This window comes from Variovorax sp. J2L1-78 (genome assembly GCF_030317205.1).
In the GTDB taxonomy this organism is placed as follows: domain Bacteria; phylum Pseudomonadota; class Gammaproteobacteria; order Burkholderiales; family Burkholderiaceae_C; genus Variovorax; species Variovorax arabinosiphilus.
On the sequence record NZ_JASZYB010000001.1, the window covers coordinates 2,667,613 to 2,692,648 of the forward strand.

At 68.2% G+C, this 25,036-nt stretch carries 23 protein-coding genes and 3 tRNA genes; 17 read left to right on the plus strand and 9 right to left on the minus strand.

Annotation, left to right across the window (positions count from 1 at the left end):
* Nucleotides 1-92: 92 nt before the first annotated feature.
* A complete protein-coding gene (locus tag QTH86_RS12710; RefSeq protein ID WP_286644332.1) occupies nucleotides 93-2,348 on the plus strand; it encodes a RelA/SpoT family protein in 2,256 nt (751 codons plus the stop codon).
* On the opposite strand, the gene greB is transcribed toward QTH86_RS12710, so the two are convergent.
* The 4 genes from greB to hrcA form a co-directional block, all read right to left on the minus strand.
* Entirely contained in the window at nucleotides 2,349-2,915 is a 567-nt protein-coding gene (gene greB / locus QTH86_RS12715; RefSeq protein ID WP_286644331.1) for a transcription elongation factor GreB, read from the minus strand. It abuts the gene before it with no gap.
* A 70-nt stretch (nucleotides 2,916-2,985) separates the two neighbouring features.
* Nucleotides 2,986-3,062, minus strand: a tRNA-Arg gene (locus QTH86_RS12720).
* Between the two features lie 59 nt (nucleotides 3,063-3,121).
* Nucleotides 3,122-3,198, minus strand: a tRNA-Ile gene (locus tag QTH86_RS12725).
* 27 nt (nucleotides 3,199-3,225) lie between these two features.
* Nucleotides 3,226-4,233 (minus strand): heat-inducible transcriptional repressor HrcA, encoded by a 1,008-nt coding sequence (gene hrcA / locus QTH86_RS12730; protein WP_286644330.1) that lies wholly within the window; start codon nucleotides 4,231-4,233, stop codon nucleotides 3,226-3,228.
* A 28-nt stretch (nucleotides 4,234-4,261) separates the two neighbouring features.
* Between hrcA and QTH86_RS12735 the strand changes: the two genes are divergently transcribed.
* Genes QTH86_RS12735 through rapZ form a run of 3 tightly spaced genes read left to right on the plus strand, consistent with a single transcriptional unit; the run spans nucleotide 4,262 to nucleotide 7,757 of the window.
* A complete protein-coding gene (locus QTH86_RS12735; protein WP_286644329.1) occupies nucleotides 4,262-5,161 on the plus strand; it encodes an NAD kinase in 900 nt (299 codons plus the stop codon).
* Nucleotides 5,161-6,840 carry a DNA repair protein RecN gene (gene recN, locus QTH86_RS12740; protein ID WP_286644328.1) on the plus strand — a complete coding sequence of 560 codons (1,680 nt, stop codon included), beginning with the start codon at nucleotides 5,161-5,163 and terminating at the stop codon, nucleotides 6,838-6,840. Before QTH86_RS12735 ends, recN begins: the two co-directional genes overlap by 1 nt.
* Entirely contained in the window at nucleotides 6,837-7,757 is a 921-nt protein-coding gene (gene rapZ, locus QTH86_RS12745) for an RNase adapter RapZ (RefSeq protein ID WP_286644327.1), read from the plus strand. Before recN ends, rapZ begins: the two co-directional genes overlap by 4 nt.
* Here rapZ and mutY read toward each other — a convergent pair.
* From mutY to mutM, 3 genes are all read right to left on the minus strand, one after another.
* The gene (gene mutY, locus QTH86_RS12750; protein ID WP_286646707.1) at nucleotides 7,754-8,803 is read right to left on the minus strand and encodes an A/G-specific adenine glycosylase; all 1,050 of its coding nucleotides are present in this window, start codon (nucleotides 8,801-8,803) and stop codon (nucleotides 7,754-7,756) included. The genes rapZ and mutY overlap by 4 nt on opposite strands.
* Nucleotides 8,804-8,828: 25 nt before the next feature.
* Nucleotides 8,829-10,781: a dynamin family protein gene (locus QTH86_RS12755; protein ID WP_286644326.1), complete on the minus strand. Its 1,953-nt coding sequence runs from the start codon at nucleotides 10,779-10,781 to the stop codon at nucleotides 8,829-8,831.
* A 78-nt stretch (nucleotides 10,782-10,859) separates the two neighbouring features.
* Nucleotides 10,860-11,675: a bifunctional DNA-formamidopyrimidine glycosylase/DNA-(apurinic or apyrimidinic site) lyase gene (gene mutM / locus QTH86_RS12760; protein WP_286644325.1), complete on the minus strand. Its 816-nt coding sequence runs from the start codon at nucleotides 11,673-11,675 to the stop codon at nucleotides 10,860-10,862.
* Between the two features lie 86 nt (nucleotides 11,676-11,761).
* Between mutM and QTH86_RS12765 the strand changes: the two genes are divergently transcribed.
* From QTH86_RS12765 to QTH86_RS12800, 8 genes are all read left to right on the plus strand, one after another.
* On the plus strand, nucleotides 11,762-13,600 hold the full coding sequence (locus QTH86_RS12765; RefSeq protein WP_286644324.1) for a tetratricopeptide repeat protein: 1,839 nt from the start codon (nucleotides 11,762-11,764) through the stop codon (nucleotides 13,598-13,600).
* On the plus strand, nucleotides 13,597-14,097 hold the full coding sequence (locus QTH86_RS12770; protein ID WP_286644323.1) for a lipoprotein insertase outer membrane protein LolB: 501 nt from the start codon (nucleotides 13,597-13,599) through the stop codon (nucleotides 14,095-14,097). Before QTH86_RS12765 ends, QTH86_RS12770 begins: the two co-directional genes overlap by 4 nt.
* A complete protein-coding gene (gene ispE, locus QTH86_RS12775) occupies nucleotides 14,094-14,942 on the plus strand; it encodes a 4-(cytidine 5'-diphospho)-2-C-methyl-D-erythritol kinase (RefSeq protein WP_286644322.1) in 849 nt (282 codons plus the stop codon). The genes QTH86_RS12770 and ispE overlap by 4 nt, the downstream gene beginning before the upstream one ends.
* Nucleotides 14,943-15,016: 74 nt before the next feature.
* A tRNA-Gln gene (locus QTH86_RS12780) sits at nucleotides 15,017-15,093 on the plus strand.
* A gap of 169 nt (nucleotides 15,094-15,262) precedes the next feature.
* Nucleotides 15,263-16,237: a ribose-phosphate pyrophosphokinase gene (locus QTH86_RS12785; RefSeq protein ID WP_286644321.1), complete on the plus strand. Its 975-nt coding sequence runs from the start codon at nucleotides 15,263-15,265 to the stop codon at nucleotides 16,235-16,237.
* Nucleotides 16,238-16,362: 125 nt separating this feature from the next.
* On the plus strand, nucleotides 16,363-17,040 hold the full coding sequence (locus tag QTH86_RS12790) for a 50S ribosomal protein L25/general stress protein Ctc (RefSeq protein WP_286644320.1): 678 nt from the start codon (nucleotides 16,363-16,365) through the stop codon (nucleotides 17,038-17,040).
* Between the two features lie 78 nt (nucleotides 17,041-17,118).
* Complete coding sequence (gene pth / locus QTH86_RS12795) at nucleotides 17,119-17,754, plus strand: aminoacyl-tRNA hydrolase (protein WP_286644319.1); 636 nt, start codon at nucleotides 17,119-17,121, stop codon at nucleotides 17,752-17,754.
* A 42-nt stretch (nucleotides 17,755-17,796) separates the two neighbouring features.
* Nucleotides 17,797-18,231, plus strand: a complete 435-nt coding sequence (locus tag QTH86_RS12800; RefSeq protein ID WP_286644318.1) for a hypothetical protein — start codon at nucleotides 17,797-17,799, stop codon at nucleotides 18,229-18,231.
* On the opposite strand, the gene QTH86_RS12805 is transcribed toward QTH86_RS12800, so the two are convergent.
* Nucleotides 18,228-18,524, minus strand: a complete 297-nt coding sequence (locus QTH86_RS12805) for a YfhL family 4Fe-4S dicluster ferredoxin (RefSeq protein WP_286644317.1) — start codon at nucleotides 18,522-18,524, stop codon at nucleotides 18,228-18,230. The two genes, QTH86_RS12800 and QTH86_RS12805, sit on opposite strands and share 4 nt — an antisense overlap.
* Before the next feature lie 62 nt (nucleotides 18,525-18,586).
* Between QTH86_RS12805 and QTH86_RS12810 the strand changes: the two genes are divergently transcribed.
* The 5 genes from QTH86_RS12810 to QTH86_RS12830 all read left to right on the plus strand — a co-directional run bounded on the left by QTH86_RS12810 (nucleotide 18,587) and on the right by QTH86_RS12830 (nucleotide 23,973).
* Nucleotides 18,587-19,537 (plus strand): ABC transporter permease, encoded by a 951-nt coding sequence (locus tag QTH86_RS12810; RefSeq protein WP_286644316.1) that lies wholly within the window; start codon nucleotides 18,587-18,589, stop codon nucleotides 19,535-19,537.
* 94 nt (nucleotides 19,538-19,631) lie between these two features.
* Entirely contained in the window at nucleotides 19,632-20,513 is an 882-nt protein-coding gene (locus QTH86_RS12815) for an ABC transporter permease (RefSeq protein WP_286644315.1), read from the plus strand.
* A 90-nt stretch (nucleotides 20,514-20,603) separates the two neighbouring features.
* Nucleotides 20,604-21,593 carry an ABC transporter ATP-binding protein gene (locus QTH86_RS12820; RefSeq protein WP_286644314.1) on the plus strand — a complete coding sequence of 330 codons (990 nt, stop codon included), beginning with the start codon at nucleotides 20,604-20,606 and terminating at the stop codon, nucleotides 21,591-21,593.
* The gene (locus tag QTH86_RS12825; protein ID WP_286644313.1) at nucleotides 21,590-22,417 is read left to right on the plus strand and encodes an ATP-binding cassette domain-containing protein; all 828 of its coding nucleotides are present in this window, start codon (nucleotides 21,590-21,592) and stop codon (nucleotides 22,415-22,417) included. Before QTH86_RS12820 ends, QTH86_RS12825 begins: the two co-directional genes overlap by 4 nt.
* A gap of 65 nt (nucleotides 22,418-22,482) precedes the next feature.
* Nucleotides 22,483-23,973 (plus strand): ABC transporter substrate-binding protein, encoded by a 1,491-nt coding sequence (locus tag QTH86_RS12830; protein WP_286644312.1) that lies wholly within the window; start codon nucleotides 22,483-22,485, stop codon nucleotides 23,971-23,973.
* Nucleotides 23,974-24,143: 170 nt separating this feature from the next.
* On the opposite strand, the gene QTH86_RS12835 is transcribed toward QTH86_RS12830, so the two are convergent.
* On the minus strand, nucleotides 24,144-24,998 hold the full coding sequence (locus QTH86_RS12835; protein WP_286644311.1) for a LysR family transcriptional regulator: 855 nt from the start codon (nucleotides 24,996-24,998) through the stop codon (nucleotides 24,144-24,146).
* Between the last annotated feature and the right edge of the window lie 38 nt (nucleotides 24,999-25,036).

Below are 25,036 nucleotides of genomic sequence, written 5' to 3' on the forward strand. Positions count from 1 at the left end.
TTGACGTTGCGCTGCAACAAAGAAGCACCGCCACGCGGTGCTTTTTTTATGCCTGAACGCGGCCGTGTGGACGCCGCGCTAAAGTGTCCCTCATGAGCGCGGTCGTCAAGCCCCAGTCCAATGCACCTCGAGGCATGCCCCGGCCGAGTCCGGCTGCCTTGAATGCGGCTGCGGCCAGCTTCGCCGCCCTCACCGCCCGGCTCGACTACCTGAGCGCCGAAGACACCGAACTGGTCCGGCGCGCCTACCGCTTTGCCGACGAGGCGCACCTGGGCCAGCTGCGCAACAGCGGCGAGCCCTACATCACGCACCCGATTGCCGTCGCCGCCCAGTGCGCCGAATGGAAGCTCGATGCGCAGGCGCTGATGGCCGCCCTGCTGCACGACGCGATCGAGGACTGCGGCGTCACCAAATCCGAGCTGATCGAACGCTTCGGTGCGCCGGTCGCCGAACTGGTGGACGGGCTGACCAAACTCGACAAGCTGCAGTTCAACACCCGCGAAGAGAACCAGGCCGAGTCCTTCCGCAAGATGCTGCTGGCGATGGCGCGCGACGTGCGGGTCATCCTCGTGAAGCTGGCCGACCGCACCCACAACATGCGCACGCTGGACGACGCACCGCGCGAGAAATGGGCGCGCATCGCGGGCGAGACGCTGGAAATCTACGCGCCCATCGCCTACCGGCTCGGGCTCAACCAGACCTACCGCGAACTGCAGGAGCTGTCGTTCCGGCACCTGCGGCCCTGGCGCTACGCCATCCTGTCGAAGGCCGTGTCCAAGGCGCGCGGCCGACGCCGCGACCTGATCCAGAAGGTGCAGAAGGAGGTCGAGACCGCCTTCGGCGAGGCCGGCATGAACGTGCGCATCGCCGGGCGCGAAAAGACGCTGTATTCGATCTACCGCAAGATGGACGAGAAGCGACTGAGCTTCGCCCAGGTGACCGACATCTACGGCTTCCGGCTCATCGTGCCGAACGTGATCGCCTGCTACACCGGCCTGGGCATCCTGCACCAGATGTACAAGCCGTTGCCGGGCAAGTTCAAGGACCACATCGCGATCGCCAAGCTCAACGGCTACCAGTCGCTGCACACGACGCTGGTCGGCCCGGCCGGCGTGAACGTCGAGTTCCAGCTGCGGACCGAGGCCATGAACGTCGTCGCCGAGTCCGGGGTGGCCGCCCACTGGCTGTACAAGGCGTCCGACCCGAGCGTCGCGAACGGCGAGCGCCTGGGCGCCAAGTGGTTGCAGTCACTGCTCGACATCCAGGACGAAACCCGCGATGCCGCCGAGTTCTGGGACCACGTGAAGGTGGACCTGTTCCCCGACGCGGTCTACGTCTTCACGCCCAAGAGCCAGATCATGGCGCTGCCGCGCGGGGCCACCGTGGTCGATTTTGCCTACGCCATCCACAGCAACATCGGCGACCACACCGCGGCCGCCCGCATCAATGGCGACCAGGTGCCGCTGCGCACCGAACTCAAGAACGGCGACGTGGTGGAAGTCATCACCGCGCCGGTATCCACGCCGAATCCGGCGTGGCTGGGCTTCGTGCGCACCGGCCGCGCGCGCTCCAAGATCCGCCACTACCTCAAGACGCTGGCGCACGTCGAATCCGAAGAGCTCGGCGAGAAACTGCTGGCCCAGGCGCTGCGCGCCGAAGGCCTCGGCACGCTGCCGGGCGAGGACGCCGACCAGCAGTCGATCTGGGAAAAGCTGCTGCGCTTCACCGGCAACCGCACCCGCGCCGAACTCCTGACCGACATCGGCCTGGGCAAGCGCATCGCCAGCATCGTGGCCAAGCGGCTGATGGCGCTGCTGGCCGAGCGTGGCGAGAAACCTGACGCGCTGATGCTCAGCCGCGAACGCTTCACCGCGCACGAGAGCGTGTCGCAGGGTGCCGTGACGCTCGACGGCAGCGAGAACTCGTCGGTGCGCTTTGCCCTGTGCTGCCGCCCCATCCCGGGCGACCCGATCGTCGGCTACCTTGGCCATGGCGAAGGGCTGGTGGTTCACACCGAGACCTGCGGCGTCGGCCAGCGGCTGCACTACAAGGACAGCGAGCGCTTCTTCGCGGTCGAATGGGCCGACGAGCCGGTGCGCACCTTCGAAACGGGCATCGTCGTCACGGTTCGCAACGACAAGGGCGTGCTGGCCAAGGTGGCTTCGACGCTGGCCGATGCCGAAGCCGACATCACCCACGTCGAGATGACCGAAGAGACACCGCAGGATTCGACCGACCTGCGGTTCGTGATCGCCGTGCGCGACCGTGCGCACCTGGATGCGGTGCTGCGCGCCATCAATCGGAGTCCCTCGGTGCTGTCCGCCACGCGGATCGTGCCCGCGGCCTGATCAGGCTCCTGCAGGCGCCGGATACGCGACCGACAGGATTTCCAGCTCCTGCAGGCCGCCAGGCGTGGCGAGCTTCACGACATCGCCCTCGCGGGCCTTGAGCAGCGCGCGGGCGATCGGCGAGATCCAGCTCACCTGCCCCTTGGCGCTCTCGGCTTCGTCGATGCCCAGGATCGTCACGGCGCGCTCGTTGCCAGCCGCATCGACATAGCGCACGGTGGCGCCGAAGAAGATTTGGTCGCGCCCATGGTGCACCGAGGGGTCGGTGACCTCCGCCACTTCGAGACGCTTGGTGAGGAAGCGGATGCGCCGGTCGATCTCGCGCAACCGCTTCTTGCCGTAGAGATAGTCGCCGTTCTCGGAGCGGTCGCCGTTCTTCGCCGCCCAGTGCACGGCCTCGACGACCTTGGGCCGTTCGACGTCCATCAACGCGAGCAACTCGTCGCGCAGACGCGCGTAGCCGGCCGGCGTCATGTAGTTCCTGGTGCCCGATGGCAGGGGCGGCGCGGCGCCCTCGGCCGCGTCGTCATCATCGGCATCGGTCTCTTTGGTGAAAGCCTTGCTCATGCCTGATTGTCGATCGCTGCGGGCAAAAGAAAAGGGTCAGCTCGTTTTCACGAGCTGACCCTTCAGAGAGTGGTGCGGCTGGCAGGAATTGAACCCACGACCCCTTGGTTCGTAGCCAAGTACTCTATCCAACTGAGCTACAGCCGCACAGCTTGCGATTATAGCATGCGTTTTCGACGTGTCCCGGATGCATCGCAAATTTCGCGTGGTAGGCCGTGATGGGCTTGAACCATCGACCAACGGATTATGAGTCCGCTGCTCTAACCAACTGAGCTAACGGCCCACGCGTCGGGATTCTAGTGGGCCCTGTTCAGGGCTTGCGGTGGCTCAGCGCGTTGGTCACCAGCCGCGATGTGATGTCGACGATCTGGATCATGCGGTCGTAAGGCATCCGCGTCGGGCCGATCACGCCCAGCGTGCCGACGACCTGGCCGTCCACCTCGTAGTTGGCGCTGACAATGGACAGCTCTTCGAAGGGCACCACCTGGCTTTCGCCGCCGATGAAAATGCGCACGCCTTCGGCCTTGCTCGACACGTCGAGCAGCCGCATGAGCTGCGCCTTCTGCTCGAAGAGATCGAAGGCACGCCGCAGCTGGCCCATGTCGCTGGAGAAGTCGCTCACCGACAGCAGGTTGCGCTCGCCGGAGATCACGACGTCGTCCTGCGCCTCGGTCATGACTTCCGAACTGGCCTGCATCGCCGCCTGCATGAGCGACGCGATCTCGCTGCGCAGTTTCTCGACTTCGGACTGCAGCCGGTCGCGCACCTGCTCGATCGTGAGACCGGCGTAGTGCGCGTTGATGTAGTTGGCGGCCTCGACCAACTGCGACTGCGAGTAGTCCGACTCGGGGAAGATGACGCGGTTCTGCACGTCGCCGTCGGGCGAGACGATGATCACCAGCAGCCGCCGATCCGACAGCCGCAGGAATTCGATTTGCTTGAACACCGAGGTGCGGCGCGGCGCCATCACCACACCGACGAATTGCGAGAGGCTCGACAGCAGGTTCGCCGCGTTGGCGATCACCTTCTGCGGCTGGTCAGGGGCCAGGCTGGGTGCCGGCAACTGGTCGCGCTGCGCCGTGAGCATGGTGTCGACGAAGAGCCGGTAACCGCGCGCCGTCGGAATGCGTCCGGCGGACGTGTGCGGGCTGGTGATGAGCCCCAGCGCTTCGAGGTCCGACATGACGTTGCGGATGGTCGCGGGCGAGAGTTCGAGCCCCGAAGCGCGCGAGAGCGTGCGTGACCCCACAGGCTGCCCCTCGGCGATGTAGCGCTCGACCAGCGTCTTGAGCAGCAACTTGGCACGGTCGTCCAGCATTGTCTGATTTTAGTGTTGTAATTTGTAGATGACCTCGCGCTTCCGGCATGTCGCCCTCATTGGCAAGTACCAGGCGTCCGGCCGACGGGCGTCGTCCGGCGCACCGGACGACGACATCATGGCGGAGATCGGTGCGTTTCTCGAATCGCAGGGCTGCGAAGTCTCGGTCGAACGCTTCACGGCGGACGAATTGCACAGCAGCCGCTACACCGCGCTGACGGTCGAAGAGATCGGCGAGCGTTGCGATCTGGGGCTGGTGGTCGGCGGTGACGGCACCATGCTCGGCATCGGGCGGCAGCTCGCACCGTACGGCGTGCCGCTGATCGGCATCAACCGAGGCCGGCTCGGCTTCATCACCGACATCCCGCTCGACAACTACCAGGCCACGCTGGTGCCGATGCTCGCAGGCGAATACGAAGAGGACCACCGCAGCCTGCTGCACGCGCAGGTGATGCGCGAAAGCGCCTGCGTGTTCGATGCGCTCGCGATGAACGATGTGGTCGTCAACCGCGGTGCGACCTCCGGGATGGTCGAGCTGCGCGTGTCGGTCGGCAACCACTTCGTGGCCAACCAGCGCGCGGACGGCCTGATCATCGCCTCGCCCACGGGCTCGACCGCTTATTCGCTGTCGGCCGGCGGCCCGCTGATGCACCCGTCCATCCCAGGCTGGGTGCTGGTGCCGATCGCGCCGCACACCCTGTCGAACCGCCCCATCCTCCTGCCGGATGCGGACGAGATCACGATCGAACTCGTGTCCGGCCGTGACGCCAGCGCGAACTTCGACATGCAGTCGCTGGCATCGGTCGAGATCGGCGACCGCGTGGTGGTGCGTCGTTCCGACTACCGCGTGCGCTTCCTGCACCCCCGCGGCTGGAGCTACTTCGACACCTTGCGCAAGAAACTGCACTGGAACGAGGGAGGTTCCTGATGGCGCTGCGACGCATCGCGCTGCGCGACTTCGTGATCGTGCGCGCGCTCGACATCGACCTGTCCACGGGCTTCACCGTGCTGACCGGCGAGACCGGCGCCGGCAAGTCGATCCTCATCGACGCCTTGCAGCTCGCCCTGGGCAACCGCGCCGACGCGGGTGCAGTCCGCGAAGGCGCGGAGCGGCTCGACGTGAGCGCCGAGTTCGATGCCGACCCGGCGCTTGCCACCTGGCTCGACGAAGGCGGCTTCGAAGCCGGTGATTCGATGCTGCTGCGACGCACGGTCGACCTGCAGGGCCGCAGCCGCGGCTGGATCAACGGCAGCCCGGCCACCGCCACCCAGTTGCGCGAACTCGGCGACCACCTGCTCGACATCCACGGCCAGCACGCCTGGCAGAGCCTGACGCGGCCCGACGCGGTGCGCGGCCTGCTCGACGCCTACGCCGGCGTGCGCACCGATGCGCTCGACAGCGCCTGGCATGCCTGGCGCCAGGCGCAGGCCGCACTCGACGGCGCCCGCGCCGCGCAGGACTCGCTCCAGCGCGAACGCGAGCGCCTGCAGTGGCAGATCGCCGAAGTCGCCAAGCTGGCGCCTGGAGAGAACGAGTGGGACGAGCTGTCGACAAACCACACGCGCGTGTCGAACGCACAGGCCTTGATCGACGCCGCCGAAGGCGCCCGCGCGGCGCTCGAGGACGATGACCAGGGCGGGCTCGTCGGCCTCAACCGGGCGCTCGGCCTGCTGCAGGGCTGCGAGCACATCGAACCCGAATTCAAGACGCTGGCCGAGGTGCTTGCCTCCAGCATCGCGCAGGCGGCCGACGCCGCCCACTCGCTGCACGGCTACCTGCGCCATGCCGACGCCGACCCGCAACACCTGGCCGAACTCGACGAGCGCATGGGGCTGTGGATGTCGCTCGCGCGGCGCTACAAGCGCAGCCCCGACGAACTGCCCGCACTGTTCGCCGGCTGGCAGGCCGAGCTGCAGGCGCTCGATGCGCAGAGCGATCTCGACGCGCTCGAACGCAGTGAGCAGGCCGCGCAACAGGCCTACCTGAAGGAGGCGAAGGCCGTGGGCAAGCTGCGCAAGCAGGCAGCGCCCAAGCTGTCGCAGTCGGTCACGCAGGCGATGCAGGGACTCGGCATGCAGGGCGGCCGCTTCGACGTGGCGTTGCAGGCCTTGCCGCAGCCCGGCCGCGCCGGCCTGGAAGAAGTGGCTTTTCTGGTCAGCGGCCATCCGGGCAGCACGCCCCGCCCCATCGGCAAGGTGGCCTCAGGTGGCGAGCTCTCGCGCGTTGCGCTGGCCATCGCGGTCACCACGAGCGAACTCGGTACGGCGCAGACGCTGATCTTCGACGAGGTGGACGCCGGCGTCGGCGGTGCGGTGGCCGAGACGGTCGGCCGTCTGATGCAGCAATTGGGACGTGACCGCCAGGTGCTGGCCGTCACCCATCTGCCGCAGGTCGCAGCCTGTGCCGACCATCACCTGCTGGTGGCCAAGCGACAGACCGCAGCGGACGGCGGCGCGGCGCCGCGCACCGAGAGCGGCGTGTCCGCGCTCGACGGCGACGCACGCGCCCGCGAGATCGCCCGCATGCTCGGCGGCGAGCGCCCGTCGGCCACCTCGCTGGCGCATGCGCGCGAGATGCTCGGCGGACAGCGCGTGGGGGCCGAATGAGCGATGGGCCACCAGCCACGGCTGCAGCGGCCACGGCGGCCGACGGGCTCGCGCTCGTGCTGATCACCGGCATGTCCGGCTCGGGCAAGTCGGTCGCGCTGCATGCGCTCGAAGACGCGGGCTACTACTGCGTCGACAACCTCCCGCCCGAACTGCTCATGCCCTTCATCGCCCTGCAGCGCGAGCAGGGTGCGACGCACGTCGCCATCGCGATGGACGTGCGCAGCGGCGTGTCGCTGCCGATCGTGCCGCAGCAGCTCGAAGCGCTGCGGCGCGAAGGCGTGGCACTGCGTTCGCTCTTCCTCGACTCGACCACCGACGCGCTGGTGCGCCGCTACTCGGAAACGCGCCGTCGCCACCCGTTGTCGCGCGGCGAGGCCCGCACCGATGCGCCGGAGCAGCAACGCGTGCTGATCCAGTCGATCGACCTCGAACGCGAACTGCTGGCCGACCTGCGCGACGGCGCCGACGTGATCGACACCAGCATCATCCGCCCGGCCCAGTTGCAGAGCTACGTGAAGGCGCTGATCTCGGCGCCGCAGAGCGCGCTGACGCTGGTCTTCGAGTCCTTCGCCTTCAAGCGCGGCGTGCCGCTCGATGCCGACTATGTCTTCGACGTGCGCATGCTGCCCAACCCGCACTACGTGCCTACGCTGCGCCCGCTGACCGGGCGCGACCAGCCGGTGATCGACTGGCTGCGCGAGCACGAGGATGTGGCGCGCATGTACGGCGACATCGAGCAGTTCCTCGCGCGCTGGCTCGACGCGCTGGCGCAGGACCACCGCAGCTATGTCACCGTGGCCATCGGCTGCACCGGCGGCCAGCACCGGTCGGTGTTCCTCGTGGAGCAGCTCGCACGCGGCTTCGGCGCGCGCTGGGCCGCCCTCAAACGGCACCGGGAGCTGGACGGGAGCTAAGCGCCTGGGGCGGCGAGCAGCAGCTTGCGCACCGGCGCGGGCAGGCCGAGCGCCGACCAGTCATCGGGCACGAACCAGCCGCCCTGCTCGCCGAGCGACCGCCCGTCGGCCGCCACCTGCACGGGATGCAGATGCAGGTCCTTGTGGGTGAGCACGTGGAGGAATGCCGGCGCATCCACCACCGTCGTGCGCTCGGCGGCCTGCAAGGTGTCGAGCAAGGCCTCGCGGCTGTCGAAGACCGGCAGGCAATAGAGCCCGGCCCAGATGCCGCGCGCGGGCCGCTTCTCGAGCCACACCCGGCCCTGGCCGTCGTCGGCCTGGAGCATCCAGAGGGACTGCGAGCTGCGGCGCAGCTTGCGCGTCTTCACCGGATAGCGCTCCGGCTCGCCTTCGCGCCGTGCCACACACCGCTCGCTGACCGGGCACAGCATGCAGCTGGGCTTGCGCGACAGGCAGATCGTCGCGCCCAGGTCCATCACACCCTGGGTGTAGCGCGCGATGTCGGCGCGCTGGCCGTCCGGCGGCAACAATGCGGTGGCGCGGTCCCACAGCGCCCGCTCCTGCGCGCTCGACGCCAGGTCGCCGCCGAAGCCGAGCACGCGCGTGAGCACGCGCTTGACGTTGCCGTCGAGGATGGCCACGCGCTCGCCGAAGCAGAAGGCCGCGATCGCCGCGGCGGTGGAGCGCCCGATGCCGGGCAGTGTCACGAGTTCGGCCGCGGTCTGCGGGAACTCGCCGCCGAAGCGCGCCACGACGTCCTGCGCGCAGCGGTGCATGTTGCGCGCGCGGCTGTAGTACCCCAGGCCGCTCCAGAGGCCGAAGACCTCGTCTTCGCCGGCTTCGGCGAGCGCGCGGACATCGGGAAAGCGGGCAAGAAATCGGGCGAAGTAGCCCAGCACGGTGCTCACCTGGGTCTGCTGCAGCATCACCTCCGACAGCCACACGCGGTAGGGGTCGCGCGTGTTCTGCCAGGGCAGTGTGCTGCGGCCGTGCGTCAGCTGCCAGGCGACGATCTGTGCCGCGAACCCGTCGTCGGGTCCGGCGATCGTGGCGACCGCCGGCGCGCGGCCCTCAGGCCGCACTGGCAGCCGTCGCGGCAACGGGCGCGTCGTTGCTGGTCAGCAGCGACGTGAGCTCGTCGAGCCGCTGCTGCAGTTCGGTCAGGCCGCTGTCCTGCGCTGCGATCTCGGCCAGCCGCTCGTCGAGGTTGCCGGCCGCGCCCTGGATGCGCTCGACCGACTCCAGCCGACGGCCGAAGTTGCGGCGGCGCTCCTTGAGCTGGGCATCGAGTTGGGCACCGGCGCCCTTGCTCCAGCGCTCGACCTCGGTCATGGCCGCCTCGTTGACCACACGCAGCCGGCTCGACAGCGCGCGCACCAGCTTGTCGCAGAAGTCGGCCTGCGCCAGCTTCAGCAGGTTGCCCACACCCAGGTAGTGGATGTGGCTCTGCTCGATCTGCGTGAGCTGCTCCTCGAAGCCGCTCAGGTCGGGCTCGGCCGGCGCCTGCAGCGTGAAGCCGTGCTCGGCGTTGAGCTGGCGGAAGGTCGCGTGCAACATGGACTGGATCTCGCCGGTCGTCGCCTGCACCTCGCGCAGGTTGTTGCGCAGCGCATCGAAGGTTTCGCCGTACACCTTGCGCACGCTCAGCTTGATGCCGGGCCGCTTCAAGGCGGCCGCCAGGTGCGCCATGTCGGCCTTGAGCGCCGTGCTGCCGAGCACCGCATACACCTCGCGCAGCAGCTTGCCCTGCACCGAGCGGACCGCCAGGATGCGCACGTTGCTGGTCTCGAACTCGTTCTGCTCCTGTTCGATGCGCGAGCGCATGTGGCGGATCACGGAGACGTTCTTGCCGCGCAGGCCCTGCAGCTCCAGCACCTGTTCCGACAGGTCGCGCTGGCGCACGTTGATGATCCGCGAGGCTTCGGCGCGCAGCGCACCGATGCTGGCGTCGACCGCCAGCCGCAGCATGGTTTCGCGCTTGCCGAGCAGGCCTTCGCCCAGCACCGCCTCGAGCCCCGGCAGGCGGCTCGCACGCAGCAGCGGGTCGTCGCGCCGGATCTTCGCCTGCAGGCCCTTCTGCGCCGACACCGGCAGCACCTGCGGCAGCGGCACGCCGAGCAACTCGGCCGCGCCCCTGCGCTGGCGCTCGATCTGCGCATCGATCTGGGCCGGCGTGCTGAGCGTGTCCCACATCGTGTCGATCTTGTTGAGCACCACGATGCGGGTCTCGCTCGCCGGGCCTTCGGTGATCAGGTGCTCGCGCCAGATCGACAGGTCGGAGCGGGTCACGCCGGTGTCCGCGCCGAGGATGAAGACCACGGCATGCGCCTGCGGAATCAGGCTCACCGTGAGTTCGGGCTCGGCGCCGATGGCATTGAGGCCGGGCGTGTCGAGGATGATCAGTCCCTGCTCGAGCAGCGGATGCGGCATGTTCAGCACCGCGTGGCGCCAGCGCGGAATCTCGACCCGGCCCTGGTCGTCGGGCAGCGGGTTGTCGTCCGGCGCATCGTCGCTCCAGAAGCCGAGCGCACGCGCTTCGGCAAGCGGCACCCAGCGTACCTCGGCCACCTTGGACATCGCTGCCGACAGGCTTTCGGCGTTGTCGACATCGACCGGCACGTCGGTCCAGCGCGCCGGCTCGTCGCGCCAGTGCATGAGCGAATGGGGTTCCAGCCGCGTCTCGATCGGCAGCAGCCGCAGGCTGGGCGGCTGCTCGGCGTCGTAGCCCAGCTCGGTCGGGCACATCGTGGTGCGGCCCGCGCTCGCCGGCATGATGCGGCGACCGTAGCCGGCAAAGAAGATCGCGTTGATCAGCTCCGACTTGCCGCGGGAGAACTCCGCCACGAAGGCGACCATCACCTTGCTCGTGCGCATCTGCGCCTCGAGCTCCTTCAGGCGCTCGGCCACGGCCTGGTCCAGCAGCTCGTTCTCGTCGAGCCAGCCGGACAGCCACTTCAGGCGCTTGGCGAAACTGCGCCGCCAGGCACCGTGCTGGTCGAACTGCTGGTTGAAGGAAGGGGTCAAAAGAGGAAGCTGTAAGTGGAGCTTACAAAATATAGCATCGGGTCCGTCGGCGCGCCGTCATCCAAGGACGACGCTTGCTTAGAATTTTTGACAGTTCGGGCAAAAGTAGGTCGAACGTTGTCCTTGTCGAATCTGACGGATGGGTGTGCCGCACACCCGGCAGGGTTCCCCGGCCCGCCCGTAGACCGTCGCCTCCAACTGGAAGTAGCCGCTCTGGCCATCGATGTTGGAGAAATCTCGCAGGGTGCTGCCCCCGCGTTCCACCGCCCGCGCCAGAATCTCGCGCACCGCGGTGTGCAGCCGCAGCGCGCGCGGCCGGCTGATGCGCGATGCGGCGAGCGTCGGCCGGATGCCCGCGAGGAACAGCGCCTCGGACGCGTAGATGTTGCCGACGCCCACCACGATATCGCCGGCCAGCAGCACCTGCTTGATCGCCGCCTGGCGCTTGCGCAGCCCGGCGTGGAACGCCTCGACCTCGAAGCTGTCCTCCAGCGGCTCCATGCCGAGGCCGCCCAGCAGCTTGATCGCGAGCGGCGACCCTTCGTCTTCGACATGCACGACAGCCCCGAAGCGCCGTGGGTCGTTCAGCCGCAGGGTGCCGCGGCTGGTCACCAGATCGAAGTGGTCGTGCGAGCCGGCCGAGGGCAGCACCGCGTCGAAGCGCAGGCTGCCGGACATGCCCAGGTGCAGCAGCAGCAGGCCCGCGTCGAGATCGACCAGCAGGTACTTGCCGCGTCGACGGACCGCACGCACGGTGCGGCCGATGAGGCTGTCGGGCGCCACCCCCAGCGCCCAGCGCAAGGGCTTGCCCATGCGGACCGCTTCGATGCGGGCACCGGCGATGCGGTCGGCGAAACCGCGACGTGTGACTTCGACTTCGGGGAGTTCTGGCATGGGGCGAGCGTGCCATGAAAGCGCCGACGGGGAACTGGATGACCCGCAGACGCTCACACCGAAAGCCTTGGATTAATATGAGTTCGATGACCCCACTGCCCCGCCGACTCCGCCTTGCGGCGGCCCTCTCCGCTGCCCTGATCGCCATCGCCGCGCAAGCCCAGCCGACCGTCCAGTCCAGCCCCCCCGCGATACCGCCGGCCGCCGAGCCGACCAGTCCCGCGCCTGTCGTTCAGCCCCGCCCTGCCAGCCGGGCAGCCCGTCAAGCGGCCGTGGAGGCCGAAGCCAAGGCCTCCGCGCTCAGCGCCGAACTGTTCTACGAAGTGCTCGTGGGCGAGATCACGGCGCGCTCGGGCGATCCGGGCGCCGGCTATGCGCTGGTGCTCGATGCGGCGCAGCGCGCGCGCGACCCCGAACTGTTCCAGCGAGCGGTCGAGATCGCGCTGCAGTCGCGCTCGGGCGAGGCGGCGCTGGCGGCCGCACGTGCATGGAAGCAAAGCCTGCCCGACTCGCGGGAAGCACGCCGCTTCGAACTGCAGATCCTGATCGCCCTCAACCGCATCGACCAAACCGCCGAGCCGCTGCGCGCCGAGATCGCTGCGACACCGCTGCCCGAACGGCCGTTCCTGATGACCGTGATCGCACGGACCTATGGGCGCGCGGCCGACAAGAAGCAGGCAGCCTCGGTGGTTGAGCAGGCGCTGGTCGACGACCTCAAGAACCCTGCCACCGCCGGCTTCGCCTGGGCGACGGTCGGTCGCCTGCGCCTGGGCGCCGGCGATCCCACCGGCGCGCTCGAGGCCGCCATCCAGGGTCAGCAGGCCGACCCCTCGTCCGAGGGGCCGCCGCTGCTCGCCCTCGAACTGATGGACCCCGACCGACCGCTCGCGGAGCCGCTGGTCAAGCGCTACCTCGCCACCCCGCAGGCCCTGCCGGAACTGCGCATCGGCTACGCCCGCGAGTTGATGGAAGCGCGCCGCTACGCCGAAGCCACGGCCGAGCTCTCCACGCTGACCCGCGACAAGCCGGAGTTGCCGGGACCGTGGATCCTGCTGGGCAGCCTGCAGGCCCAAGGCCGGCAGGACGCGCAAGCCGAAGCGTCGATCAAGCGCTATCTGGGGCTGGCCGAAGCCCTTCCTGCCGGCGACGAAGGCCGCCGCGGGCTGACGCAGGCCTACCTGCTGCTCTCGCAGCTGGCCGAGCGCCGCAAGGATTTCGCCGAAGCCGGCCGCTGGCTGGACCGCGTCGACAGCACCGACGAGGCGCAGGTCGCGCAAATGCGGCGCGCAGGCCTGCTGGCGCGTCAGGGCAAGATGCAACAGGCACGCGAACTGATTCGCGCCCTGCCCGAGCGCACGCCCGACGATGCCAAGCAGAAGTTCCAGGCCGAGGTGCAGCTGCTGCGCGATGCGAAGCAATACCAGGTCGCCTACGACCTGCTCGCCAAGGCGAGCGCCGCCGACCCGGACGACGCGGACCTCATCTACGACCAGGCCATGATGGCCGAGAAGATCAACCGGCTCGACGAGATGGAGCGGCTGCTGCGTCGGCAGATCGCCTTGAAGCCGGACAGCCAGAACGCCTACAACGCGCTGGGCTACTCCTTCGCCGATCGCAAGATCCGGCTTGAGGAAGCCCGCACGCTGATCCGCAAGGCGGTCGACCTGGCGCCGCAGGATCCGTTCATCGCCGACAGCCTCGGCTGGGTCGAATTCCGCCTGGGCAACACGGCCGAGGCGGTCAAGATTCTCGAGGCGGCCTACCAGCGGCGGCCGGATGCCGAGATCGGCGCGCATCTGGGCGAGGTTCTCTGGGCAGCCGGCGACCGCGACCGTGCCATGGCAATCTGGCGCGAGGCCTCCCTCGTTGACGCCGAGAACGAGACGCTGCAGGAAACGCTCAAGCGCCTGCGCGTCAAGCTGTGACCACGGCGCGCCGCCGGGTGATCACCGCCGCCTTCTGCGGCGTGCTGTTGCTGGCCGGCTGCGCCACGCCGGTTCGCCCCGGTGCCGGCGCGACGCCGCCCGAGAGCTGGAGCGGGCGCCTGTCGCTGCGCGTCGACAGCGAACCGGTGCAGACCTTCGCCGCCCTGTTCGACCTGCGCGGCACGCCCGAGCGCGGCACGCTGACGCTGACCACGCCCATCGGCAGCACGCTGGCCGAACTGCAATGGTCGCCCGGCGAGGCCTGGCTGAAGAACGGGAGCGAAACGCGGCGCTACAGCTCGGTCGACGCACTGATCCAAGCGGCCACCGGCGCAGCGATCCCGGTCGATGCCCTGTTCAGCTGGCTCGGCGGACGCGACGACACCGTCACCGGCTGGCGACCCGACCTGACGCAATGGTCCACCGGCAAGCTGCAGGCGGTGCGCGAGTCGCCCCTGCCGCGCAGCGACCTGCGCATCGTGTTCGAGCGCTCATGAAGGCGCTCTACGACCTGCCCGCACCGGCCAAGCTCAACCTGTTCCTGCACATCACCGGCCGGCGCGAGGACGGCTACCACCTGCTGCAATCGGTCTTCATGCTGATCGACTGGTGCGACACGCTCCACGTCGAACTGCGCAGCGACGGCCAGCTCAGCCGCGAAGACCTCACCGTGGCGCTGCCGCCCGACGACCTGGTGCTGCGCGCCGCCCGCGCGCTGCAGGCGCATGCCCGGCCCGGCCAGGGCGCGCACATCGGCGTGGCAAAGCAGGTGCCGGCGCAGGCGGGCATGGGTGGCGGCTCGTCCGACGCCGCCACCTGCCTGCTGGCGCTCAATCGCTTGTGGTCGCTCGACCTGCCGCTCGCGACGCTGGAGACCATCGGCCTCTCGCTCGGCGCCGACGTGCCGTTCTTCCTGCGCGGGCACAACGCCTGGGTCGAGGGCATCGGCGAGCAGATCACGCCGATCGAACTGCCCGCCGGGCGCTTCGCGGTGCTCAAGCCGACCCCGGGTTTGGACACGCGTCGTATTTTTTCCTCACCCCATCTACAACGCGCAACACCCGCTGCTATAATCACAGGCTTTGCTGCATATCGCGGAACTGAAGTCTTCGACTTCGGCCACAACGACCTGCAGCCGGTTGCACAGCAGCTTTGCCCTGCCGTCGCCGACGCCATCGAATGGCTCGGTCACCAGGGGCTCACAGCGCGAATGACCGGCTCCGGAAGTGCCGTGTTTGCAGCGATGCCGCAGGAAGCGGCGTTGCCAGCACCTCCAGAGGGATGGCAGCTCCGGCAGTGCAGCAATCTGGCCTTCCATCCGCTCGTCGGTTGGGCCGCCTAGAGAGAAGATAATCGAACCGTTCGGCGGTTCGATGCGACATATATCGGTTGAGGGCGCAAGCCTCCGACCCGTGTAGGGGAGTCGCCAAGCTGGTTAAGGCACTGGATTTTGATTCCAGCATGCAAAGGTTCGAATCCTTTCTCCCCTGCCAAAATACACGACGCGCGGCCCGAAGGGGCCGTGCGTTTTTGCGAAAACCGACCCGATTGCCGACCTGAAAACAGGTCACGCGACCCCAAGCGTTGCAGCCGACAGGCTGCACACACCACGAGATCACTGGCGGCTCCCTAAAGAGCCATTTCCCATTGCTGGACGCACGCATGCAGGCTCAATCCCCTGACTTCATGGTTTTCACCGGCAATGCCAATCCGGGCTTGGCAGCGGAAATTGCACAGCATCTCGGCACCGAACTCGGTGCCGCGCGCGTGGGCCGCTTCTCCGACGGCGAGGTCACGGTCGAGATCAACCAGAACGTCCGTGCCCGCGACGTGTTCGTGGTGCAGTCGACCTGCGCACCGACCAACGAAAACCTGATGGAACTGCTCATCATGGTCGATGCGCTCAAGCGCGCATCGGCCGAGCGCATCAGTGCCGTCATCCCCTACTACGGTTACGCCCGCCAGGACCGCCGCCCGCGCTCGAGCCGCGTGCCGATCTCGGCCAAGGTGGTGGCGAACCTGCTGCAGACCGTGGGCGTGTCGCGCGTCCTGACGATGGACCTGCACGCCGACCAGATCCAGGGCTTCTTCGACATCCCGGTCGACAACATCTATGCGTCGCCGGTGCTGCTGGGCGACCTGCGGACCAAGAACTACGAAGACCTGATCGTGGTGTCGCCCGACGTCGGCGGCGTGGTTCGTGCCCGTGCGCTGGCCAAGCAGCTCGGCACTGACCTGGCCATCATCGACAAGCGTCGCCCGAAGGCGAACGTGAGCGAGGTGATGAACGTCATCGGCGAAATCGACGGCCGCAACTGCGTGATCATGGACGACATGATCGACACCGCCGGCACGCTGGTCAAAGCGGCCGAGGTGCTGAAGGAACGCGGCGCCAAGAAGGTCTACGCCTATTGCACGCACCCGATCTTCTCGGGGCCGGCCATCGAGCGCATCGCCCAGGGCTCGGCCCTCGACGAAGTCGTCGTCACCAACACCATTCCCCTCTCCGACAGCGCCAAGGGCTGCGGAAAGATTCGCCAGCTCTCCGTGGCACCGCTGATCGCCGAGACGATCCAGCGCATTGCCAAGGGCGAGTCGGTGATGAGTTTGTTCTCGGACCAAGACAACTTGTTCTGAGCAAAAAGCCGGTCTCCCAGCGCTTGACGGCGTACGGGAGGCCATTTTGAAACCGGCGCCGCACTGGTCGCGGTCGGCGCTCAAGAAGCGAAACGGCATTGCGCCTTCGCTCCAAGGAGTTAACTATGAAATTCGTCGCTTTTGAGCGCGCCAAGCAGGGCACGGGTGCGAGCCGCCGTCTCCGCATCACGGGCAAGACGCCCGGTATCGTGTACGGTGGCGAGGCCGCCGCGCAAATGATCGAGATCGATCACAACGCCCTGTGGCACGCCCTCAAGAAGGAAGCGTTCCACGCCTCCGTCCTCGAGATGGAACTCGGCGGCACCGTGAGCAAGGTGCTCCTGCGCGACGTGCAGTACCACCCGTTCCGTCCGCTGGTGCAGCACATCGACTTCCAGCGCGTCGACGCCAAGACCCGCATGACCATGAAGGTGCCACTGCACTTCAAGGGTGAAGAAGAGTCCGAAGCCGTCAAGATCGAGCTGAACCTGGTCAACCACGTGACCACCGAACTCGAAGTGAACTGCCTGCCGGCCGAACTGCCCGAGTTCATCGAGGTCGATCTGTCGGGCCTGAAGAAGAACGGCACCGTCACGCTCAAGGACATCAAGCTGCCGCGCGGCGTGAAGTGGGTCAGCCACGGCAAGGTGAACGTGGTGCTGGCCTCGGCCACCGCCCCGGCCGTTGAAGAAGTCGACGCACCGGCCGAAGGCGCTGAAGCCGTTGCCGCCGCGCCGGCCGGCAAGGGCGGCAAGCCCGCCGCCAAGACCCCGGCTGCCAAGACGCCTGCCGCCAAGAAGTAATTCACTTCTCGCAGCCATCCGGCCAACGGCCCGCCTCGTGCGGGCCGTTTTCATTTCCGACGCCTCGATAATCCCGACATGATCAAGTTGTTCGTCGGCCTGGGGAACCCGGGCCTGGAGTACGAAGCCACGCGGCACAACGCGGGCTTCTGGTGGATCGATGCGCTGGCACGCGATCTCAAGGTGTCGCTGGCGCCGGAACGCAGCTACCACGGCCTGGCCGCGCGCGCGAACGTCCACGGCCAACCGGTCTGGCTGCTCGAACCCCAGACCTTCATGAACCTGTCGGGCAAGTCGGTGTCCGCCCTGGCGCGCTTCTTCAAGATCGAGCCGCAGGAAATCCTGGTGGTGCACGACGAACTCGACGTGGTCCCCGGCCAGGTCAAGCTCAAGTTCGGCGGCAGCCACGCCGGCCACAACGGCCTGCGCGACATCCACGCGCAACTGGGCACCGCCGACTACTGGCGGCTGCGCATCGGCATCGGCCACCCCGGCGTCAAGGCCGAGGTGGTGAACTGGGTGCTGAAGAAGCCGCTGAAGGAACAGCGCGAGGCCATCGACGACGCGATCGTCCGCACGCTGCATGCCGTGCCGGCGCTGCTGGCCGGCGAGATGGAGAAGGCCACACTGCAGATCCACACGAGCAAGCCGCCCCGCCCCAAACCGCCTCGGCGGGAACCGGGCGAGGGCGGCGGCGAGCCCGCCGCCCCTTAGCCAGGGCGGCGCCAACCGGGAAGAAACGAAAGGGAGCGAAGAATGAAAAGAACAGGACATCGACGCACCGCCATCGTCTGCATGGCGCTCTGCACGTGGATCGGCACCGTCCAGGGGCAGGAGGCGTCCGGCGCCTGGCGCTGCGGCAACACCTACACCGATCAGCCCTGCACGGGCGGCAAGGCCGTGGCGCTCGACGCGGCGCCGAGCGCCGACCAGGCACGCGAGGCGGAGCGCAACACGCGGCGCACCCAGGCCGCGGCCGACCGGATGGAGCGCGATCGGCTGCGCCAGGAAAAGGCCGCGCCCTCTCCGCTCATCCACCTTCCGAAACCGACGCAGGCCGCCTCGCCGGCCGAACCGGTGCATCCCGCGGCGAAAAAGAAGAAGGGACGCAAGGAGCCGGACTTCTTCACCGCCGCCGGCCCGGGCGCGTCGAAGAAAAAGAAGGCTGAGAAGACCGACGCCGGCAGCTAGGCGGCACCGATCGACGACTTGCCGGTCGCATCTTCGGCGGCCTTCTTGGCCGCGGTCAGCCGCTCGAACTTCTGCCACAGCGTCTCCCGCGTCTCGACATGGTCCGGGCTGACCGGAATGCAGGCGACCGGGCAGATCTGCACGCACTGCGGCTCGTCGAAGTGGCCAACGCATTCGGTGCATTTGCGCGGGTCGATCTCGTAGATCTCGGCGCCCATGTAGATCGCGTCGTTGGGGCACTCCGGCTCGCAGACATCGCAGTTGATGCATTCGTCGGTGATCATGAGGGCCATGGCGCGATTATCCGCCGCTGGCGTGCTTGCTGCGACAGTCGGGTTATGCTGCGCCCCGCCCCATGAGTCTGTTTCTATTCAAGCGCTTCGCGACGCTGATCGGCACCCTGATCGGTGCCTCGGTCATCGTCTTCCTCGTTCTCGAGATCCTGCCCGGCAACGCCGCGCAGCTGCTCCTCGGCCCTGACGCGTCGCCCGACGCCGTGGCCGCGCTCGCCACCAAGCTCGGGCTCGACCAGCCGGCCTGGACGCGCTACTGGCATTGGATCGGCGGCCTGCTCACGGGCAACCTCGGCGACAGCTACGCCTACGGCTCGCCGGTGCTCGACCTCATCCTCGAACGCCTGGCCCTCACGGTGCCGCTCGCCCTGATGGCCATGACCTTGACGGCGGTGCTGGCGCTGCTGGTGGGCGTCACGGCGGCGGCGCGCCACAACAAGCTGGGCGACGTCGGGCTGATGGGCCTCACGCAGGTGGGCATCGCCATCCCCAACTTCTGGTTCGCGATCCTGCTGATCCTGGTGTTCTCGGTGCAACTGCAGTGGTTCTCGGCCGGTGGCTTCGACGGCTGGGGCGAAGGCGTATTGGCCGGCATCAAGTCGCTGCTGCTGCCCGCGCTGTCCCTCGCCGTGGTGCAGGCCGCGATCCTCGCGCGCATCACGCGCTCGGCCGTGCTCGAGGTGATGCGCGAAGACTTCGTGCGCACCGCCCGCGCCAAGGGCGTGTCGCAGCGCGCCGTGCTCTGGACCCACGTGCTGCGCAACGCCATGATCCCGGTGATCACCGTGATGGGCATGCAGTTCGCCGAACTGCTGGCCGGCACCATCGTGGTCGAGAACGTGTTCTACCTGCCCGGCCTCGGCCGGCTGATCTTCCAGGCCATCAGCAACCGCGACCTGGTGGTGGTGCGCAACTGCGTGATGCTGCTGGCGGCCCTGGTGGTCATCGTGAACTTCGTGGTCGACGTGCTCTATGCCGTGATCGACCCGCGCATCAAGGCGTCCGACATATGAGGCCCCCCGGCTTTTCACGCCGCTTCGCGGCATGTAACTCTTCCCCCCGAGGGGGAGGCTCAGCCCGCCTTGGGGCGGCCCGGCGGCGGCTACCATGAGCGCGCTCCCAACGGCCGTGCCCAGCGCCGCCGCCCTGACGGTGCCCGGTTTCTGGCGCCGGGCGCTGCACCACCGCAGCTTTGTCATCGGCGCGGTGCTCACACTGCTGCTGCTGCTGGCCGCCACGGTGTCGCTGGTGTGGACGCCGTGGTCGCCCTACGAGATGGACATGGCGATCAAGCTGCAGAAGCCCAGCGGCTCGCACTGGCTGGGCACCGACCCCTTCGGGCGCGACGTCGCGTCGCTGCTGCTGGTGGGGGCTCGGGCGTCGATCCTGGTCGGGCTGATCGCGGTGGGCATCGGGCTCACCGTGGGCACCGCGCTGGGCCTGCTCGCAGCGGCGCGACGCGGCTGGGTCGAAGAAGCGATCATGCGTTTCAGCGACTTCTCGCTGGCCTTCCCCGCGATCCTCTCGGCCATCATGATGACGGCGGTGTTCGGCCCGGGCATCGTCAATGCAATCGTCGCGATCGGCATCTACAACATCCCGACCTTCGCGCGCATCACGCGCGCCTCGGCCAACGCGATCTGGTCGCGCGAGTACATCGCCGCCGCGCGCGCCTGCGGCAAGGGTGGCTTCGCCATCACGATGCAGCATGTGCTGCCGAACATTTCGGCGGTGCTGATCGTGCAGATCACCATCCGCTTCGCCATCGCCATCCTGGCCGAGGCCGCCCTCTCCTACCTCGGCCTCGGCACGCAACCGCCGCAGCCCTCGTGGGGTCGCATGCTGAGCGAGGCGCAGACGATGATGTTCCAGGCACCGCTGCTGGCGGTGTTTCCCGGCCTGGCGATCGCGTTGTCGGTGCTCGGCCTCAATCTCCTGGGCGACGGTCTTCGCGACCTGCTCGACCCCCGCTTGGCGAGGGCGCGCTGACCCATGAACCCCCACGCTCATCACTTCGTGTATCGCTGCCCCCCGAGGGGGCGCTCAGCGCCCTTCGGGCGGCCGGGCGGGCGCTGAACCATGCCACTGCTCGAAGTCAACGACCTCCACATCGGCCTGCAGACCCAGCGCGGCCCGGCCGACGCCGTGCGTGGCATCAGCTTTTCGCTCGAACGCGGCGAGACCATGGGCATCGTCGGCGAATCAGGCTGCGGCAAGTCGATCACCGTGATGTCGCTCATGGGCCTGCTGCCGGCCAGCGCCAAGGTCGGCGGCAGCATCCGTTTCGACGGCACCGAACTCGTCGGGCTCGACGAACGCGCGATGTGCGGCATCCGCGGCAACCGCATCGGCATGATCTTCCAAGAGCCGATGACCGCCCTGAATCCCGTGCACACCATTGCGCGCCAGGTCGGCGAGCCGCTGCGGCTGCACCGCGGGCTGACCGGCGCCGCCGCGCGCAAGGAAGTGCTCGCGCTGCTCGACCGCGTCGGCATCCCCGATGCAGCCTCGCGGCTCGATGCCTACCCGCACCAGTTCTCCGGCGGCCAGCGCCAGCGCATCGGCATCGCGATGGCGCTCGCCTGCGGCCCGGACCTGCTGATCGCCGACGAGCCGACGACGGCGCTCGACGTGACGATCCAGAAGCAGATCCTCGACCTGATCCAGGGCCTGGTGGCCGAGCGCGGCATGGCGCTCATCCTGATCTCGCACGACCTGGGTGTGATCGCGCAGAGCGTGTCGAAGATGCTGGTGATGTACGGCGGCAGCGTGGTCGAGAGTGGCCCGACCAGTGCGGTCTTCGCCGAACGCGCGCACCCCTACACACAGGGCCTGTTCGCCGCGCGGCCTGCGCTCGGTGCGCGGCGCGGCGGCCGGCTCGCCACCATCCGCGGCAGCGTGCCCGAGCTGGTCGACCTGCCGCCGGGTTGCCCCTTCGCCGGCCGCTGCGCCTTCACCATCGACGACTGCCACACCACGCGGCCCCCGGCCACGCCGCTGCCGCACGGCCACCAGGTGCGCTGCATCCGGCTCGACGCCGTGGCCGCCGCCGCAGGAGCCAGCGCATGACGACCACCCCACCGCTGCTCGAGGTCGCCGACCTGGTCCGCCACTACACGCTGCCGCGCGAGAAGCTGCTGGCACCGCCGCCGCAGGTCAAGGCGCTCAACGGCGTGAGCTTTCGCATCGAGGCCGGCCGCAGCCTGGGCATCGTCGGCGAATCGGGCTCGGGCAAGTCGACCATCGCCCGGCTGGTGATGGCGCTCGACGCACCGACCTCGGGCAGCGTGAAGCTGCTCGGCCGCGACCTGCACAAGCTGCCGCGTGCCGAACTGCGCGCGGCGCGGCGCGACGTGCAGATGGTTTTTCAAGACCCGTACGGCTCGCTCGACCCGCGCCAGAAGGTGGCGCGCATCGTGGCCGAACCGCTGGAGGCGCTGGCCGAAACCAGCCGCCGCGAACAGCGCGAGCGCGCCGCCGAATCGCTCGCCGCCGTCGGCCTGCGCGGCACCGACCTCGACAAGTACCCGCACGAGTTCTCGGGCGGCCAGCGCCAGCGCATCGCCATCGCCCGCGCGCTCATCACCCGGCCCAAGCTGATCGTGGCCGACGAACCGGTCAGTGCGCTCGACGTGTCGGTGCAGGCCCAGGTGCTCAACCTGATGCAGGACCTGCAGCAGCAGTTCGGCATCAGCTACCTGCTCATCAGCCATGACCTCGCGGTGGTGAACCACCTGTGCGACGCGGTGTGCGTGCTGCACCGCGGGCTGGTGGTCGAGCGCGGCGACCCGCAGGAGCTCTTCGCGCATGCGCAGCACCCGTACACGCAGGCCCTGCTCGCGGCCGTGCCGCGCGCGGAGCCGCCCGCGCGTGCGCAGCCGATGTCCGTCTGATCACGCCTGATCGCGCTTGCTATAACGTCCCCCGTCTTCCTTCCGCCCTTTCCAGGAGCCTGACCATGTTGAAACGCCGCACCGTTCTCACCGCTTCCGCCGCCACCGCGCTCGCCTCGGCCCTCCCCTCGCTGGCGTTCGCGCAAAGCCGCAAGGACGCGATGGTGTTGGGCATGACGCTGGAGCCGACCGGCCTCGACCCGACGGTAGCCGCCGCCGTGTCGATCAGCGAAGTCACGCTCTACAACATCTACGAGACGCTGACCAAGATCAACGCCGACGGCAGCGTGACGCCGCTCCTGGCCGAGAGCTGGGACATCTCGCCCGACCTGAAGACCTACACCTTCCGACTGCGCAAGGGCGTGAAGTTCCAGAACGGCGAGCCCTTCAATGCCCAGACGGTGAAGTTCGCCTTCGAGCGCGCCGGCGGCGAGAAGAGCGTCAACAAGGACAAGCGCACCTTCGCCAACCTCGGCGTGCAGGTGATCGACGACTACACGGTCGTGCTGCTGAACAAGGAAATCGACCCGGACTTCCCCTTCGTGCTCGGCCAGGCCACCTCCATCATCGTCGAGCCCAAGAGCGCCGATACGAACGCCACCAAGCCGATCGGCACCGGCCCCTACAAGCTCGATACCTACAACAAGGGGGCGTCGCTCACGCTGAGCAAGTGGGACGGCTTCCGCAACCCGGGCCAGGCCAAGATCAACAAGATCACCTTCCGCTTCATCTCCGACCCGGCCGCGCAGGCCGCCTCGCTGCTGGCCGGCGATGTCGACGTGTTCCCGCGCGCGGCCACCCGCATCGTGGCGCAGTTCAAGGCCAATCCGCAGTTCCAGACCATCCTGGCCGGCTCGCGCGGCAAGACCATCCTGGCCATCAACAACGCCAAGAAGCCGCTCGACGACGTGCGGGTGCGCCGTGCCATCCTGGCCGCGCTCGACCGCAAGGCCATCATCGAAGGTGCAGCCGACGGCTTCGGCACGCCCATCGGCAGCCACTACGTGCCCGGTGCGCCCGGCTACGTCGACACCACCGGCGTGAACCCCTTCGACATCGAGAAGGCCAAGAAGCTCATGGCCGAAGCCGGCGTGAAGACGCCGCTCGAACTGACGATGACGCTGCCGCCGCCGCCCTACGCCCGCCAGGGCGGCGAGATGGTCGTGGCCCAGCTCGCCAAGATCGGCATCGTGGTGAAGGTGCAGAACGTCGAGTGGGCGCAGTGGCTCAGCGGCACCTACGGCAACAAGAACTACGACCTGTCGATCGTGTCGCACGTCGAGCCCTTCGACCTGGGCAACTACGCCAAGTCCGACTACTACTGGGGCTACCAGTCGAAGCCCTTCGTGGCGCTGTTCGACAAGATCAAGAACACCGGCAACATCGCCGAGCGCAACAAGCTGCTCGGCGACGCGCAGAAGATGCTGGCCGCTGACGCGGCCAACGGCTTCCTGTTCCAGCCGCAGTTCCCGACCATCGCGAAGAAGAACGTGAAGGGGCTGTGGAAGGAACTGCCGATCTTCGCGAACGACCTGTCGGCCCTCTCCTGGGGGTGAAATGGACCGCCCCCGAAGCGGCGCACTGCGTGTCGCCGCTTCCCCCTCGAGGGGGCGCACCCGGCGGACCGGCTGAGCCGGTTCCGCGGGTGCTCTGGCCTCGGTCGGGCCGGTTTCATCGGCTGCGGTGACGTGTGGCGCTGCGGAACACTGAAAAGGTGTGAAGAGGCTCAGGCGAACTGCGCCACCAGCAGTTCGCGCGCCCGTGCCACGAAGTCGCTTTCGCCCTGTCGGGCCGGGAGCACATGGAAAGCGACACGCGGCAGCGCCGGCAACCCGGCCAGCCGCAGCGGCACCACACCGTCGCACAACGCCGATTCGTTGAGGCAGGCCACGCCCAGGCCCGCGGCCAATGCGGACTGCAGGCCGGCCACGCCCGACGCGACATGCGCCACCTCGTAAGGCACGCGCCGCTGCCGCAGCAGCTTCACGGTGAACTGGTGCAGCGCGCAGGTGTCGGGCAGCACCAGCAGCCGCAGCGGTGTGCCCTTTTGCCATGACAGGCCTCGCGCACCCATCCAGACCAGGGCCTCGCGGCGCAGCACCGCGCCGCGCGCCACGGCGGCTGTGTCGGCGATGCGCATCGCCACGCCGACATCGACCTCGCCGCGCGCATACGCGGCTTCGACGTCGCCGCTTTTCATGACGCTCACATGCAGGCGCACCTGCGGGTAGCGCTCGCCCAATCGCGCCAGCAGGCCCGCGAGTTCGGCCGGCCGGAAATAGTCGGTGACGGCCAGGCGCAACGTGCCCTGCAGCTGTTCGTCGCGCATGTCACGGTAAGCCGTCTCGCTGAGCGCGAGGATGGCACGCGCATGGTCCAGGAGGCGCGCGCCGGCCTCCGTCACCGCCACGCCCGCCTTGCTGCGGGTGAACAGCGACCGGCCGGCGCGCTCCTCCAGCTTGCGCACCTGCTCGCTGACCGAGGATTGCGAGAGGAAGACGCGGGGTGCCGCCGCCGTGAGGCTGCCGGCTTCGGCGACAGCCACGAAGGTGCGCAGCTGCTCGATGTCGAAGGTTGCCATTGAATCCACCCGATATTCCGATGGAATCCATCTTATCT